Here is a 15,495-nt window from a genome sequence, read left to right on the forward strand (position 1 = left end):
CGCGACCACGTATCCGCCTACCGGACAGCAGTCGCCGGGGAAAGGGCAGCGACTACTGGGCCGCCTGGAACATCGCCCGCACCAGCGGACCCGCCGAGTCCCCGCCGTGCCCGCCCTCCTGCACCACCGCTCCCGCGGCCAGATCACCGCGGTACGCCGTGAACCAGCCGTTGGGCTTCTTCTGGCCGTCGACCTCCGCGGAGCCCGTCTTCGCGCCCATGTCGGAGCCGAGCCCGGACATGGGCTTCGCCGCGGTTCCCGCGACAGCCGTGTAGTTCATGAGGTCACGCAGCGCCGAAGCCGTCCCGCCCGACATCTTCCGCGGCGCCGTCGCCAGCGTGCGCTCGTCGAGGTCCGGGGAGACCAGGTACGGCTGCTTGAACGTGCCCGACTTCACCGTGGCCGACACCGACGCCATGTTCAGCGGGTTCATCCGCACCCCGCCCTGACCGATCAGCGACGCCCCCATCTGCGCGTCGCTCTGCACCGGGATCGCCCCGTCGAAGGACGGGACACCGATCGACCAGTTGTCGCGGCCGAGGCCGAAGACCTCCTGCGCCTGCTTGGTCAGGGAGTCGTCCTCCAACTTCTCGGCCTGGCTGATGAAGGCCGTGTTGCAGGACCGGGCGAAACTCGCGCGGAACGTGCCGTCCTTGATCTGGAACTTGTCGTCGTTCTGGAACTTCCAGCCGCCGTACGTCACGTACTTCGGGCAGGGGTGCTTCTTGTCGACGCCCGCGAGCTTCTTCTCCAGGAGCAGGGACGACGTGACGACCTTCATCGTCGAACCGGGGGCCAGCGAGCCCTGGAACGCGATGTTGAAGCCGGTCGGCTTCGAGTTGGCCGCCGCCAGGATCTCGCCCGTGCTGGGCTTCACCAGGACCACCGACGCCTGCTTGCGCTTGCCCGTCTCCTTCTCCGCCGCCGCCTGGAGCGAGGCGTCGAAGGTCGTCTTCAGGGTGCCGGGGGTCCCGGGGGAGAGGGTGAGCAGCGTCTTGTCGGGCGTCGCCTTGGAGTCGTCCTTCGTCGTCGCCGACTTCTCGGCCGCCTTCGCGCTGTCCTTGCGCACGACGCGCAGCTCCACGCCCGCCTTGCCGCCGGCCTTGTCGCCGTACTTCTCGCGCAGGCTGTCAAGGACCGTGCCGAGCGAGGGGTACTTCTTGGCCGTCAGCTCGCCGCCGTCCCGGTCCACCGCCTTGATCGGCGGGTCCCCGGCCTCGCCGGTGACCAGGCGGTCGCCGTCCTTCAGGTCGGGGTGGACGACGGAGGGCTGCCAGCCGATCAGCGTCTCGCCGTCGTGCTTTCTTCGCACGACGGTGAGCTCGGACTCGTACGCGAAGGGCTTTTCGCTTCCCTCGTACGAGACCGTGGACGCGACCGAGAACGGCACCTTCGCGCCCGCCCGCTTGCCCGGCGTCAGCTTCACATCGGTGAGGTGGGAATCCTTGGCGTAGGCGGTGAGCGCGGTCTTCGCCGCCGCCTTGTCGTCCGTGAACGCCGCGGCCTTCGCCACGTCGCCCTTCTCCCACGCGGTGAGGAAGTCCTGCGTGGTGGCACGGACCTCGGCGGCCGTCGGCGGCCCCGCGGCCACCGGCTTCTCGTCGACCGACGGGCCTGTGTCGTCGCCGGAGGAGCCGCCGATCAGGCTGTACGCGGCGATGCCCACGCCGCACACGACCACGGCGGCAGCGCCGCCGAGCACACCGGGGTGCACCTTGGCGCTCTTCGCGCCCGGTGCGCCCGGCGCAACCGGTCTGCCCGTGATGTTCTTGATGCCCTTGCGCTCGCTGGCGCGCCCTCGCTTGCCCACTGACCCTCCGCAGATCCCAGATCACGGAGCCCCCAAGCTCCGCACCGGAAGGCCCCACCCTAGGGGGCTTTCATGAAGCCCCTGACCACATGCCTCAGCTGCCCGCGGCAAGCACCGCCGCCACGATAGGACCGGCGGCGTCGCCCCCGTGGCCGCCCTTCTGGACCACCGCCGCGGCCGCCACGTCACCGCGGTAGCCGGTGAACCAGCTGTTGGGCTTCTCCTGACCGTAGACCTCCGCCGATCCCGTCTTCGCGCCGATGCTGCCGCTCAGCCCGGACATGGCGCGGGCGCCGGTGCCGCTGACCGCCGTGCGGTTCATCATCTGGCGCAGCTGCTGCACCGTGGACGCGGGCAGGCCGCGTGCCTGGGCCAGCTGACGGTCGTCCATGCCCGGGTCCACGATGACCGGCTGCCGGAAGGCCCCCGTCATCGCGGTCGCCGTGACCGACGCCATGTTGAGCGGGTTCATCTGCACCTTGCCCTGGCCGATGACGGCCTCGGCGCGCTCGCCGCCCGCGGTCGCGGGGACGGCGCCGTCCTGCGTGGGGATGCCCACCTTCCAGTCGAGGCCGAGGCCGAAGCCGTTCTGTGCCTCCTCGGTGAGGGACTCGTCCGTGATGCCGTCCTCGTCGACCAGCTTCACGAACGCGGTGTTGCAGGACCGCGCGAAGCTGTCGGCCAGGGTCGCGTTCTCGTCCGGGGCCAGGCCTGGGAGATTGTCGATCCGTCTGCCCTGCCAGACCGCGGAGTCCGGGCAGGGAGCCGGGCCGCTCGCCTTCGTCACGCCCTTGTCGATGAGCATCGCCGCCGAGACGATCTTCATCGTCGAGCCGGGGGCCAGCTTGCCCTGGAACGCCGCGTTGAACTCGTCCTGCCGGTGGTTGGCCACCGCGAGGACCTCGCCGGAGCTCGGCTGCACGGCGACCACCGAGGAGTTCGCGTGCTGCGACACGGCCTTCTCCGCGGCTCGCTGCGCGGGCGCGCTGAGCGTCGTCCTCAGCTTGCCCGCCTTGCCCTTGGCGAGCGTGAGGAGCGTCTCGGTGCCCGCAGCCTCGTCCGCGTGCTGGACGTAGAGCTCGACGCCGGGGGTGCCGCCCGCCTTGTCGCCGTACTTCGCGCGCAGCTGGTCAAGGACCGGGCCGAGCGAGGGGTAGTCCTTCTTGTCCAGGACCTGACCGTGCCGGTCGACGGCCTGGATGGGGGGCGCGGCGGCCTCGCCGGTCGCCAGGGTGTCGCCCCTCTTCAGGTCCGGGTGGACGACCGAGGGGTCCCAGTCGACGAGCGCGCGCCCGGAGGTCTTGCCGCGGACGACGGTCAGTTCGGATTCGTACGCAAAGGGCTTGGTCTTCCCCTCGTACGACACCGTGGCCTCGACCGAGAACGGCACGGCCGCGCCGGTGGGCCTGCCCGGCGTGAGCTTCACCTTCGTCAGGTGGGCGTCCTCGCGGTAGCCGGTCAGGATCTGCGAGGCCGCTTCCGCGTTGTTCGTGTAGCGCGAGGCCTTCTCGGCGTCGCCCTCGGCCCACGCGGTGAAGAACGTCTCCGTCGTCTCGCCGATCTCGGCGCTCGTCGGCGGCCCCGTCCGCACCGCCTCGGGGCCCGACGCCGATGAACCGCCGCCCCCCGTCACGCCGTTCACCAAGTTGTACGCGCCGTACCCCGCGCCCCCGACCATGACGGCGAACACCCCACCGACCAGAGTGACCTTTACCCCTTTACGCATGCCGCGTTCCCCTCCCCAGGAGCCCTCACGAATGAATTCGGGAGGGTCGCTCGCCCGAAACCATAAGCGGCGCTGGGGACGTACGAGGCTGCCGTTATCCGAAGGTGTCCAAGGTGTGTATTACACGCACGCGGCTATACCCACGTATCCAGGAGCATCCGGGCCCGCCAGGAGTCGATCGGAATGGCCTGGCCGGTGTAGATCGGCCAGAACCAGATGAAGTTCCAGAGGATCAGGAGCACCAGGACACCCGAGGCCGCGGCACCCACCACCCGCCGTCGCTCACTGGAGCCGGCCGGACCCAGGATCGCGCCGATCATCATCGCCACGGCCAGGCACAGGAACGGCACGAAGACGACGGCGTAGAAGAAGAAGATCGTCCGCTCCTGGTACATGAACCAGGGCAGATAACCCGCCGCGATCCCGCACACGATGGCGCCCGCGCGCCAGTCCCTGCGGAACACCCACCGCCACAGCACGTACAGGAGCGCGAAGGCCCCGGCCCACCACAGCATCGGAGTGCCGAGCGCGAGGACCTCGCGGGCGCACTTCTCGGCTGTGTCGGAGGGACAGCCGTCCTTGCCGGGCAGCGGCGACTCGTAGAAGTACGAGACGGGGCGGCCGTCGACGAGCCAGCTCCACGGGTTCGACTGGTACGTGTGCGGCGACGAGAGCCCCACGTGGAAGTCGTACACCGCGTGTTCGTAATGCCACAGGCTGCGCAGCCAGTCCGGCAGGATCGTCCAGGAGCCGCCCTTGCCGTCCGTCGCCGCCCAGTTGCGGTAGTAGCCGCCCGTGCCGTCCGTCGGGGAGAGGATCCAGCCGAGCCAGGACAGGACGTACGTACCGATCGCGACCGGCACCGTCGAGACGAACGCCGGGAACACGTCCCGCTTCAACACCGCGCGGTAGGGGCGGTCGGCGCCCGCGACGCGGCGGCTGCCGACATCCCACAGGACGGTCATCAAGCAGAAGAAGACCATGATGTACAGGCCGTTCCACTTGGTCCCGAACGCGAGCCCCAGACAGAGCCCGGCCGCCCAGCGCCACGGCCGCCACCCCAGGCGCAGCGTCTGGGCGACGTACGCGTCCGGGCGGACCCGGCCGTCCTCGTCGGTCGGAAGCCCTGCCGCGAGCCGTTCCCGCGCCTTGTCACGGTCGATCAGGAAGCAGCCGAACGCGGCGAGCACGAAGAACATCAGGACCTGGTCGAGCAGCGCCGTGCGGCTCATCACGAAGTGCAGCCCGTCCACCGCGAGCAGCCCGCCCGCCAGACAGCCCAGGAACGTCGAGCGGAAGAGCCGCCGGCCGATCCGGCACAGCATCAGGACCGACAGGGTGCCGAGCACCGCCGTCATGAAGCGCCAGCCGAACGGGTCGAAGCCGAAGATCCACTCGCCGATGCCGATGATGTACTTGCCGACCGGCGGATGCACGACGTACGCCGCGTCCGTGGGGATCGTGACGCCCGACCCCTGCTGCAGGACGGTGTCGTTGATCTTCTCGGGCCAGTTGACCTCGAAGCCCCGGTGGATCAGCGCCCAGGCGTCCTTCGCGTAATACGTCTCGTCGAATATCACGGCCTTCGGGCTGCCGAGATTCCAGAACCGGGTGAGGCCCGCGACGAGCGTGATCAGCAGCGGCCCGATCCAGCCCGACCACCGGACCAGTTGATCGGCGTACCGCTCGGGCATGCCGATCGTCGCCCACACCCGCGGGCTCGGTCCGGTGTACGCGGGCACGAGCCGGGCCCGTACATCGGCCGTGGGCCCGGTGGTGCGCGCCACGTAACCGAAGCGGCGCAGCCTGTGCTGCCACGACGGCTGCTGCTCCTCGGCTGCCTGGCCCTGGCGGGTGTCCGGGGAAGACGCGGTACTGGTCACCGCGCCATCGTAGGGAACCCGACTGTGTGAGTCCCGCGCCCCGGCCCCTGCGAGGATGGAACCGTGACAGGAAGCGCTGATTCCCCCGGAAACCCGTCCCCCGGAACCCTCGTCCTCGCGGGCACGCCCATCGGCGACGTCGCGGACGCTCCGCCGCGGCTCGCCACCGAGCTGGAGTCGGCCGATGTCGTGGCCGCCGAGGACACCCGGCGGCTGCGCAGGCTCACCCAGGCACTCGGCGTGCAGGTGGGCGGCCGGGTCGTCTCGTACTTCGAGGGCAACGAGAGTGCGCGCACGCCCGAGCTGGTCGAAGCCCTGGTCGGCGGTGCGCGGGTGCTGCTCGTGACGGACGCCGGGATGCCGTCGGTGTCGGACCCCGGGTACCGGCTCGTCGCCGCCGCCGTGGAGAAGGACATCCGGGTCACGGCCGTGCCGGGCCCGTCCGCCGTGCTCACCGCGCTCGCGCTCTCCGGGCTCCCGGTGGACCGCTTCTGCTTCGAGGGCTTCCTGCCGCGCAAGGCGGGCGAGCGGCTCTCGCGGCTGCGCGAGGTGGCCGAGGACCGTCGCACCCTCGTCTACTTCGAGGCACCGCACCGTATCGACGACACCCTCGTCGCGATGGCGGAGGCCTTCGGCGACGAGCGCAGGGCGGCGGTCTGCCGCGAGCTGACGAAGACGTACGAAGAGGTCAAGCGCGGTTCACTGAAGGAACTCGCCGAGTGGGCCGCCGACGGCGTACGCGGTGAGATCACCGTCGTCGTCGAGGGCGCACCGGAGAAAAGCCCCGGTGACCTGGGCCCCGACGAGCTGGTGCGCAGGGTGCGGGTGCGCGAGGAGGCGGGGGAGCGACGCAAGGAGGCGATCGCCGCCGTCGCGGCCGATGCGGGGCTGCCCAAGCGCGACGTATTCGATGCGGTCGTGGCGGCAAAGAATGCGGCTCGGGCCGCCCCATCGGACGGCAAAGGACTATCGTAAAAGGCAAAGTGCGGGCCGTGCAGCGGGCCTGAAGGCTATGGAAAGGCCAAATCGGCTTCAACTGTCGACAGGTCTGATGCGCTCGCTCCGGGAAAGGCGTCCACTGGTCAGAGGGGACGCACCCGTCCCCACGCTTCCGGTCGGGAGGAAATCCCCGGTCCGGCAGCGCTTGTCCAGCGGACAAGAGGAGCTGGCATGAGTGATATCGCCGACACCGGTCACCACACCACGGCGTTTCGTGCGACAGACGCGACCGGCGCGACAGACGCGACTGGCGTCGTTCACGAGTCTTACGCGTTCGCCTGTATGCGCTGCGGGCACGGCTGGGAACAGGCGTACGAGATCGAGCATCACGTGGACGGCAAGGGCAAGGAATTCGTGGTGTACGTGGCGGACGGCCGACGTGTGCCGTCGCCCCTGACCCGGCCCACGTGCCTGAACTGCGGCGGCCACGTCGTGCGGATCATGCGTGCGGGGCAGGTGTCGTCGGTGCTTGATCTGATGCGGGGGCAGCGGCCTCACGCTCCGCGGGAGGAGGCCGAGGCCGACTCCGGGGCGGCGGAACCCGGTGAACCCCGTGAGCCCAAGCATCACCACTGGCATCTGTCGGCGCTGCTGCATCCCTTCCACCACCGCAAGGCGGGATGACCGGGGGATGACGCGCCCTTCGTAGGATCGGGGCATGCCTTCCACTTCCCCTTCCAAGGACGCCGACGCCAAGAACGCCGCGCCGCCGCTGCCCGAACCCCTGCGGGTTCCGGTCGCCGACTCCCACACCCACCTCGACATGCAGTCGGGGACGGTGGACGAGGGGCTCGCCAAGGCCGCGGCGGTGGGTGTGACGACGGTCGTTCAGGTGGGCTGCGATGTCGCGGGTTCGCGCTGGGCCGCGGAGACGGCCGCCGCGCACGAGAGCGTGCACGCCACCGTGGCCCTGCATCCCAACGAGGCGCCGCGCATCGTGCTCGGCGACCCCGACGGCTGGTCCCGGCAGGGCGCGCGCGAGGCGGGCGGCGATGGCGCGCTCGACGTGGCGCTCGCCGAGATCGACCGGCTCGCGGCGCTGGATCAGGTGAAGGGCGTGGGCGAGACCGGGCTCGACTACTTCCGCACCGGCCCCGAGGGCAAGGCCGCGCAGGAGCGGTCCTTCCGCGCCCACATCGAGATCGCCAAGCGGCACGGCAAGGCGCTGGTCATCCACGATCGCGAGGCGCACGAAGATGTGCTGCGGGTCCTGAAGGAGGAGGGGGCTCCGGAGCGCACCGTCTTCCACTGCTACTCGGGCGACGCGGCGATGGCCCAAGTGTGCGCGGAGAACGGGTACTTCATGTCGTTCGCCGGCAACATGACGTTCAAGAACGCGCAGGGGCTGCGGGACGCGCTGGCCGTCGCCCCCCTGGAACTGGTGCTCGTGGAGACGGACGCACCCTTCCTCACGCCCGCTCCCTACCGCGGACGGCCTAACGCTCCGTATCTCATTCCGGTCACGTTGCGGGCGATGGCCGAGGTGCGGGGGATCGGCGAGGACGCCATGGCCGAGGCGATCTCGGTCAATACGGCGCGCGCGTTTGGTTACTGACCGATAACGCCCGATGGCGCAGGCGGCCCAGTGGTTCAGGGCAACGCCGCGACACTGCGTAGTCGTGCTGCTTTGGAGAGTGACGATTGCTCCGCTAGGTTCTGGTCGCCTCGCTCGATCCGGACCAGAACAGTACGAGAACGCTGGAGCGTCGTCGTGAGTCATGCGCCGCAGTACGAGACGTCTTATGGGGGCGGCACGACCTATGAGCCGGATCTGGAGCGGGAGCCGGAGCTTGGGCTTGACCCTGGTCCGGGGGAGGAGTTCTTTCCCCGGCAGTCCGATGGCTCCGTCGGGGGCCGGGCCGAGGCCCGGCGGGCGGCTCGGCGGAAGAAGGCGAGGCCGGGGTCGAGGCCGAAGGCTCTGTCGGAGCGGCCCGAGTCGCTGCGGCGACTGCTGCCGCAGGCGCTGGTCGTCGCCTTTCTCGCGGGCGGCACGTCCGCCTTCGTCGCCAACGACAAGGCCGTGCAGCTGAGCGTCGACGGCGAGTCACGGACGCTGCACACCTTCGCGGACGACGTGGGGGAGCTGCTCGAGGACGAAGGCGTGGACTTCGGCACGCACGACATCGTGGCGCCGACCGCGAACACGGCCCTGGCCAGCGGCGACGAGATCGCCGTCCGCTACGGCCGGCCCGTCAAGCTCACCCTCGACGGGCAGCGGCGCGAGGTGTGGACGACGGCACGCACGGTGGACGGCGCGTTGCGGCAGCTGGGGGTGCGGGCCGAGGGCGCGTATCTGTCGGCGTCGCGGAGCAAGCGGATCGAGCGGGGCGGCCTTGATCTGGACGTACGGACCGAGCGTGCCGTGACGATCATGGCGGACGGGCGCGAGCGGACCATCCGTACGAACGCGGCGACGGTGCGGGAGGCGGTCGAGGAGGCCGGGATCAGCCTGAACGGCCAGGACACCACCTCCGTCGCGCCCGGCAGCTTTCCGCGCGACGGGCAGACGATCACCGTCATGCGGATCTCCGGGCGGAAGGAGGTGCGGGAGGAGCCGATCCCGTTCGACGTGCGGCGGACGGACGACCCGACGCTGTTCGCCGGTACGGAGGTCGTGGAACGGCAGGGGCACCAGGGGACCCGGCGGGTCACGTACGCGCTGCGGACGGTGAACGGCGTCAAGCAGAAGCCGCGGCGGGTGCGGTCGGAGGTGGTGCGGGAGCCGCGGACGCAGGTGGTGAAGGTGGGTACGAAGCAGCGTCCGAGCTCGGTGGCGGGGGCGGAGGGTCTGAACTGGGGCGGCCTCGCGCACTGCGAGTCGGGCGGCCGCCCTAACGCGGTGGACCCGTCGGGGACGTACGGGGGGCTGTACCAGTTCGATACGCGGACCTGGCAGGGGCTTGGCGGGTCGGGCCGCCCGCAGGACGCGTCGTCGGAGGAGCAGACGTTCCGGGCGAAGAAGTTGTATGTGCAGCGGGGGGCGAGTCCGTGGCCGCATTGTGGGGGGCGGCTGTAGCGGGGTCGCTGTCTCTTGGGTGCGGGGCCGCGCCGGTATGTCCGTCCTCGCTATCGTCCGGTGGCCGCCTGTGTGCTTCGGCTCCGGAGTCCCGCGAACCGTGCTCCGGGCGGACATACCGGCACGTCCCCTCGCGAGCGCTGCCGACTGCGGCTGCTCGCTGGTCGCTGCGGGGTGAACGGGCGGGGTGGGTGGGAGAGGCTTGTTCGGGCAGGTGGCCGCGGGGCGCCGGCAGCTGGTGGGGGCCCAGGGGCCAGGACCCGTAACCTGGTGCGGTGAGCAACACTGAGCCCGGCAGCCTTCTCGGCGCCGCCGACATCCGCGAGCTGGCAGCCGCCCTGGGCGTACGCCCGACCAAGCAGCGCGGCCAGAACTTCGTCATCGACGGCAACACCGTCCGCCGCATCGTCCGCACCGCGGACGTCGGCCCCGAGGACGTGGTCGTCGAGGTCGGGCCGGGGCTCGGCTCGCTGACCCTGGCGCTGCTCGAGACCGCGCAGAGCGTCATCGCGGTGGAGATCGACGACGTGCTCGCCGCGGCGCTGCCGGCGACCGTCGAGGCCCGGCTCCCCGCGAAGGCCGGATCATTCGCGCTCGTGCACAGCGACGCCATGCTCGTACGCGAGCTGCCGGGCCCCGCCCCGACCGCGCTGGTCGCCAACCTCCCGTACAACGTGGCCGTGCCGGTCCTGCTGCACATGCTCGACACCTTCCCCAGCATCGAGCGCACGCTCGTGATGGTGCAGGCCGAGGTCGCCGACCGCCTCGCGGCCGATCCGGGCTCGAAGGTGTACGGCGTGCCCTCCGTGAAGGCGAACTGGTACGCCGACGTGAAGCGCGCCGGGTCCATCGGGCGCAGCGTCTTCTGGCCCGCCCCGAACGTCGACTCGGGCCTGGTGTCGCTGGTGCGGCGTGCCGAGCCCGTCAAGACCACCGCGACGAAGCGTGAAGTCTTCGCCGTCGTCGATGCCGCCTTCGCCCAGCGGCGCAAGACCCTGCGGGCCGCGCTCGCCGGATGGGCGGGTTCGGCCGCTGCGGCGGAGGCGGCGCTCGTCGCCGCCGGAGTCTCGCCGCAGGCACGCGGCGAGGCGCTGACGGTGGAGGAGTTCGCGCGGATCGCCGAGCACAAGGGAGCGGGCGCGTGAGCGTGACGGTACGGGTGCCCGCGAAGGTCAACGTTCAGCTCGCCGTGGGTGCCGCTCGCGCCGACGGGTTCCATGATCTCGCCAATGTCTTTCTCGCCGTCGGGCTGTACGACGAGGTCACGGTGACCCCGGCGGAGCAGCTGCGGGTGACCTGCTCGGGGCCCGATGCCGCCCAAGTACCCCTGGATCGTACGAACTTGGCGGCGCGGGCCGCTGAGCTGCTCGCCGCGCGCCATGGGCGTACGGCCAACGTGCACATCCACATCGCCAAGGACATCCCCGTCGCGGGCGGCATGGCAGGCGGCAGCGCGGACGGTGCGGGAGCCCTCGTGGCGTGCGACGCGCTGTGGGGGACCGAGGCCTCGCGGGACGAACTCCTCGACATCTGCGCCGAGTTGGGCAGCGACGTGCCGTTCAGCCTGGTGGGCGGGGCGGCGCTCGGTACCGGACGCGGCGAGAAGCTGGAGATCCTGGAGGTCGGCGGGGACTTCCACTGGGTGTTCGCGGTGGCCGACGGAGGGCTCTCCACCCCCGCGGTCTATCGCGAGTTCGACCGGCTCACCCCCGACGCTCCCGCCCCGGAGGCGTCGGCCGGGTTGCTCGACGCCCTGCGCAAGGGGGATGCCGAGGCCCTCGCCGGCGCCGTATCCAATGACCTTCAGCCCGCGGCCCTGTCTCTCTTCCCCTCGCTCGCCGACACCCTCGCCGCAGGCACCGCGGCGGGAGCCCTGGCCGCGCTGGTCTCCGGCTCCGGGCCGACGACGGCGTTCCTGGCCGCGGACGCCGAGTCCGCGCGACGGGTCGCCGCGGCGCTGACGGCTTCCGGAACCTGCCGCACGGCCCGGGTCGCGAACTCACCGGCTCCCGGCGCGACCCTTCTGTAGAGGTACTCAGAGGCGGATCTGAGTACGTACGCGCTGACGCGGGCCCCGCAGTGCGCGCGACCGTACGTACATGGGATCAAGCGTTCGTGAACTGGCCGAGAAGACGCCCACCGGGCGCGACCGGTACATCGACCTGCTGCGGGTCGCCTCGCTCGGCACGGTCGTCGTCGGGCACTGGCTGATGGCGGCGGTGACCGTCGGGGACGACGGCCGCACCGAGGTAAGCAACCTCCTCGCCGTCGTGCCCGAACTGCAGCTGCTCACCTGGGTGTTGCAGATCATGCCGGTGTTCTTCTTCGTCGGCGGCTTCTCGCATGCGCTGTCGTACCGCTCCCTGAGCCGCAAGGACTTCGGTGGCTCCGTCTACTCGGCGTTCCTGCGGGCGCGGCTGCAGCGGCTGCTGCGGCCGACCATGGTCTTCATCGGGGTGTGGGGTCTCGCCGCGCTGCTGGTTCAACTCGTCGGCAAGGGCGGGGCGTTGCTGGATGTCACCCTGCGGCTCGTCGCCCAGCCGCTGTGGTTCATCGGCATCTACCTGGCCATGGTCGCCTTCACTCCGCTGCTGCTGAGGCTGCACGAGCGGTACGGGTGGGGCGCGTTCGGTGGTCTTGTGCTTGCCGCGGGAGCGGTGGACGTGGCGCGGTTCGCCTTCGGCGTGCCGTACGTGGAGTTCTTGAACTTCGCCTTCGTGTGGCTGGCCGTGCATCAGCTCGGCTTCCTGCGGGCGGACGGCAGGCTGGGGCTGCGGGTGCCCGTGGTCATGGCGGGGGCGGGGCTCGCGGGCGCCGCGGCCCTGGTCGCCTTCGGCCCGTATCCCCTCTCGATGGTCGGCATGCCCGGCGAGCGCGTCTCGAACATGGCCCCGCCGACCTTCGCCCTGCTCTGCCACGGGATGTGGCTGGTGGGCGCGGTCGAGCTGCTGCGCGGGCCCGCGGTGCGGTGGCTCGCTCGGCCTCGGGTGTGGCGGGGTGTGGTGGCGGCGAACGGGGTCTCGATGACGGCGTTCCTGTGGCACCTGACGGCGATGCTTGGGGTGTACGGGGTGCTGATCGCCATGGACGTGCGGTTGCCGGAGCCTGCCACCGCGGCGTGGTGGACGCAGGTGCCCTTGCGGATGGGGGCCGCGGCGGTGCTCACCGCTCTGCTGGTCGCCGCGTTCCGTCGCTTCGAAAAGCCGGTCACGGCAAGAGGGTTGACGGGGGCCCCGGGCGCGGGTCCGGCAGCCGCCGTGGGCGTCACGCTCTGCCTCTTCGGGGTGCTCGGCCTCTCGATGGTCGGCTTCGGGGGAATCCTGGAAGGGCGTACGGCGATGCTGATCGCGGTGCGGGTGACGGCGCCGGTGGCGGTGGGAATGGCGCTGGTGGGGTGGCTGCTGGTGGAGCGGGCGCCTACAGCTCGTCGATGGCGGTGAGGTCGATGTCGATGTCGAACGGGACGCTGAGCTTGAGGTGGTCGTGGTGGATTCCGGTCAGGGCGTACGTGCCGGAGGCCTGACCCAACTCATAGACCTGGATGACCGGATAGTCATCCGGACCCGCCGCCTCGACCAGCCAGTAGTGGCGAATGCCCGCGGAGGCGTACTTCTGAAACTTGGTCGTGCGATCGCGCGACTCGGACTCGGGCGACACGACTTCGATGGCCAGTACGACATCTGAGACCTGGAAGTGCGTCTGCATCCGATCAATCTTGGCGCTGGCGTTGATGACCGAGATGTCGGGTTCCGGGCCGTTGCGCTTGTCCAGCACCACCGTCATCTCGCGCGCGACCTTCAGCTCCGGCGGCACGGTGCGGCGCAGCCCCGCCACCAGCAGGTCGATCGCGGCGAAGTGCAAGTAGCGCTGGGGACTCACGAGGATCAGGCTCCCGTCGATCAACTCCGTGTGCGGCGGGAGATCGGGCAGCGTGAGCAGGTCGTCCACGGTGTAACCGTCGCGCGGGGGCAACGTCCAGCGATGCTGCTCAACGGACTCGGCGGTCATGGTTCCTCCCATGGACGGGATTCTTCTGCCTAGCGACTCCACGGTAGCCGCCGCTTCTCGACGTCGTCATCACGAAGAGTGATCGCCCCCGCACCCCGGAGCGGGCGAAGGCCGTCCCCGCCGGGCGACTACGCTGGAGGTCGATCGATCCCCTTCCCTGGAGCGTTAATGGCCGTCAACCTGGTCAATGTCGAGGCAGTCAGCAAGGTGTACGGCACCCGTGCCCTGCTCGACGGTGTCTCCCTCGGCGTGTCCGAGGGGGACCGGATCGGCGTCGTGGGGCGCAACGGAGACGGCAAGACGACCCTCATCCGCATGCTCGCCAAGCTGGAGGAGACGGACTCCGGGCGGGTCACGCACAACGGCGGTCTGCAGCTCGGCGTGCTGACCCAGCACGACTCCCTCGACCCCGGGGCCACCGTGCGGCACGAGGTCATCGGTGACCTCGCCGATCACGAGTGGGCCGGCAGCGCCAAGATCCGCGATGTACTCACCGGCCTGTTCGGCGGGCTCGACATGCCCGGCTTCCCGCAGGGGCTCGACACCGTCATCGGGCCGCTCTCCGGCGGCGAGCGGCGCCGTATCGCGCTCGCGAAGCTGCTCATCGGCGAGCCCGACCTGATCGTGCTCGACGAGCCCACCAACCACCTGGACGTCGAGGGCATCGCCTGGCTCGCCGAGCACCTGCGCACGCGCCGCTCGGCGCTCGTCTGCGTCACGCACGACCGCTGGTTCCTGGACCAGGTGTGCACGCGCATGTGGGACGTACAGAGCGGGTCCGTCTTCGAGTACGAGGGCGGGTACTCCGATTACGTCTTCGCCCGTGCCGAGCGCGAGCGCATCGCGGCCACGGAGGAGACCAAGCGCAAGAACCTGATGCGCAAGGAGCTGGCCTGGCTGCGGCGCGGCGCTCCCGCCCGCACCAGCAAGCCCCGGTACCGCATCGAGGCCGCCAACGAACTCATCGCCGACGTCCCGCCGCCCCGCGACAGCAGCGAGCTGATGAAGTTCGCGACGACACGGCTCGGCAAGACCGTCTTCGACCTGGAGGACGTGACCGTCCAGGCCGGACCCAAGGTGCTGCTGAAGCACCTGACCTGGCAGCTCGGTCCCGGCGACCGCATCGGCCTGGTCGGTGTCAACGGCGCGGGCAAGACCTCGCTCCTGCGGGCGATGGCGCAGGCGCAGCGCTCCGACGGCGACGTACAGCCCGAGGCGGGGCGCGTGGTGGTCGGCAAGACCGTGAAGCTCGCCTATCTCTCGCAGGAAGTGGCCGAACTCTCCCCGACGCTGCGGGTGTTGCAGGCCGTTCAGCAGGTGCGTGAGCGCGTCGACCTCGGCAAGGGCCGGGAGATGACCGCCGGGCAGCTCTGCGAGACGTTCGGGTTCAACAAGGAGAAGCAGTGGACGCCCGTCGGTGATCTGTCCGGTGGCGAGCGGCGGCGGCTCCAGCTGCTGCGGCTCCTGATGGACGAGCCGAACGTCCTCTTCCTCGACGAGCCGACGAACGATCTTGATATTGAGACGTTGACCCAGCTCGAAGACGTCCTCGACGGGTGGCCGGGGTCGATGGTCGTGATCTCCCACGACCGGTTCTTCCTGGAGCGCACCACCGACAAGGTCTTCGCGCTGCTCGGCGACGCCACCATGCGGATGCTGCCGCGCGGCATCGACGAGTACCTGGAGCGCCGCAAGCGGATGGCGGACGCCGGCGCCCCCGCGGCTCCCCTCGCCTCCTCCTCGTCCTCTTCCGCGTCCGCGGCACCGGCCGCCCCGCAGAAGACCGTCTCCTCCGCCGACGCCCGCGCCGCGAAGAAGGAACTCCAGAAGATCGAGCGGCAGCTGGACAAGATGTCCACGAAGGAAACCTGGCTGCACGCCCAAATCGCCGATAACGCCACCGACTTCGAAAAGGTGGCCAAACTGGACGCCGAGTTGCGTGAACTCGTCAGTGAGCGCGACGAGTTGGAGATGCGTTGGCTGGAGCTGGCGGAGAGCGCGTAGAGGTCTCGTAACAGACGCATCACAGGCCGGTCCTCCCTTGGGTACAGGG

Annotated in this window: 12 protein-coding genes; 8 read left to right on the forward strand and 4 right to left on the reverse strand. The window is 70.3% G+C overall.

Annotated elements, in window-relative coordinates:
- Positions 1-52: 52 nt before the first annotated feature.
- From AC5P1C_RS08950 to AC5P1C_RS08960, 3 genes are all read right to left on the reverse strand, one after another.
- A complete protein-coding gene (locus tag AC5P1C_RS08950) occupies positions 53-1,810 on the reverse strand; it encodes a penicillin-binding transpeptidase domain-containing protein (RefSeq protein ID WP_493865146.1) in 1,758 nt (585 codons plus the stop codon).
- A gap of 94 nt (positions 1,811-1,904) precedes the next feature.
- Positions 1,905-3,536, reverse strand: coding sequence for a penicillin-binding transpeptidase domain-containing protein (locus AC5P1C_RS08955; protein ID WP_493865147.1), 1,632 nt, complete (start codon positions 3,534-3,536; stop codon positions 1,905-1,907).
- 134 nt (positions 3,537-3,670) lie between these two features.
- A complete protein-coding gene (locus tag AC5P1C_RS08960; RefSeq protein ID WP_493865148.1) occupies positions 3,671-5,419 on the reverse strand; it encodes a dolichyl-phosphate-mannose--protein mannosyltransferase in 1,749 nt (582 codons plus the stop codon).
- 63 nt (positions 5,420-5,482) lie between these two features.
- Here AC5P1C_RS08960 and rsmI point away from each other — a divergent pair, with 63 nt between their 5' ends.
- The 7 genes from rsmI to AC5P1C_RS08995 all read left to right on the forward strand — a co-directional run bounded on the left by rsmI (position 5,483) and on the right by AC5P1C_RS08995 (position 12,874).
- Positions 5,483-6,394, forward strand: a complete 912-nt coding sequence (gene rsmI, locus AC5P1C_RS08965) for a 16S rRNA (cytidine(1402)-2'-O)-methyltransferase (protein ID WP_493865149.1) — start codon at positions 5,483-5,485, stop codon at positions 6,392-6,394.
- A 195-nt stretch (positions 6,395-6,589) separates the two neighbouring features.
- Entirely contained in the window at positions 6,590-7,042 is a 453-nt protein-coding gene (locus AC5P1C_RS08970; protein WP_493865150.1) for a hypothetical protein, read from the forward strand.
- A gap of 34 nt (positions 7,043-7,076) precedes the next feature.
- Positions 7,077-7,973, forward strand: a complete 897-nt coding sequence (locus AC5P1C_RS08975) for a TatD family hydrolase (protein ID WP_493865151.1) — start codon at positions 7,077-7,079, stop codon at positions 7,971-7,973.
- A 156-nt stretch (positions 7,974-8,129) separates the two neighbouring features.
- Positions 8,130-9,434, forward strand: coding sequence for a resuscitation-promoting factor (locus tag AC5P1C_RS08980; protein WP_493865152.1), 1,305 nt, complete (start codon positions 8,130-8,132; stop codon positions 9,432-9,434).
- A gap of 275 nt (positions 9,435-9,709) precedes the next feature.
- Positions 9,710-10,579 (forward strand): 16S rRNA (adenine(1518)-N(6)/adenine(1519)-N(6))-dimethyltransferase RsmA, encoded by an 870-nt coding sequence (gene rsmA, locus AC5P1C_RS08985; protein WP_493865153.1) that lies wholly within the window; start codon positions 9,710-9,712, stop codon positions 10,577-10,579.
- Positions 10,576-11,463 carry a 4-(cytidine 5'-diphospho)-2-C-methyl-D-erythritol kinase gene (locus tag AC5P1C_RS08990; protein WP_493865154.1) on the forward strand — a complete coding sequence of 296 codons (888 nt, stop codon included), beginning with the start codon at positions 10,576-10,578 and terminating at the stop codon, positions 11,461-11,463. The genes rsmA and AC5P1C_RS08990 overlap by 4 nt, the downstream gene beginning before the upstream one ends.
- A 70-nt stretch (positions 11,464-11,533) precedes the next feature.
- Entirely contained in the window at positions 11,534-12,874 is a 1,341-nt protein-coding gene (locus AC5P1C_RS08995; RefSeq protein WP_493865155.1) for an acyltransferase family protein, read from the forward strand.
- Here AC5P1C_RS08995 and AC5P1C_RS09000 read toward each other — a convergent pair.
- The gene (locus tag AC5P1C_RS09000) at positions 12,852-13,442 is read right to left on the reverse strand and encodes a Uma2 family endonuclease (protein ID WP_493865156.1); all 591 of its coding nucleotides are present in this window, start codon (positions 13,440-13,442) and stop codon (positions 12,852-12,854) included. The two genes, AC5P1C_RS08995 and AC5P1C_RS09000, sit on opposite strands and share 23 nt — an antisense overlap.
- Before the next feature lie 168 nt (positions 13,443-13,610).
- Between AC5P1C_RS09000 and AC5P1C_RS09005 the strand changes: the two genes are divergently transcribed.
- On the forward strand, positions 13,611-15,446 hold the full coding sequence (locus tag AC5P1C_RS09005) for an ABC-F family ATP-binding cassette domain-containing protein (protein WP_493865157.1): 1,836 nt from the start codon (positions 13,611-13,613) through the stop codon (positions 15,444-15,446).
- The last annotated feature ends 49 nt before the right edge of the window (positions 15,447-15,495 follow it).

The sequence above is a fragment of the Streptomyces sp. A18 genome, from assembly GCF_059026065.1.

What these genes read in the sequence shown, in the direction of transcription:
- AC5P1C_RS08955 (WP_493865147.1), bottom strand. Translation starts at nt 3,536, where the DNA reads ATGCGTAAAGGGGTAAAGGTCACTCTGGTCGGTGGGGTGTTCGCCGTC.
- AC5P1C_RS09000 (WP_493865156.1), bottom strand. Translation starts at nt 13,442, where the DNA reads ATGACCGCCGAGTCCGTTGAGCAGCATCGCTGGACGTTGCCCCCGCGC.
- AC5P1C_RS08995 (WP_493865155.1), top strand. Translation starts at nt 11,534, where the DNA reads ATGGGATCAAGCGTTCGTGAACTGGCCGAGAAGACGCCCACCGGGCGC.
- AC5P1C_RS08970 (WP_493865150.1), top strand. Translation starts at nt 6,590, where the DNA reads ATGAGTGATATCGCCGACACCGGTCACCACACCACGGCGTTTCGTGCG.
- AC5P1C_RS08975 (WP_493865151.1), top strand. Translation starts at nt 7,077, where the DNA reads ATGCCTTCCACTTCCCCTTCCAAGGACGCCGACGCCAAGAACGCCGCG.
- AC5P1C_RS09005 (WP_493865157.1), top strand. Translation starts at nt 13,611, where the DNA reads ATGGCCGTCAACCTGGTCAATGTCGAGGCAGTCAGCAAGGTGTACGGC.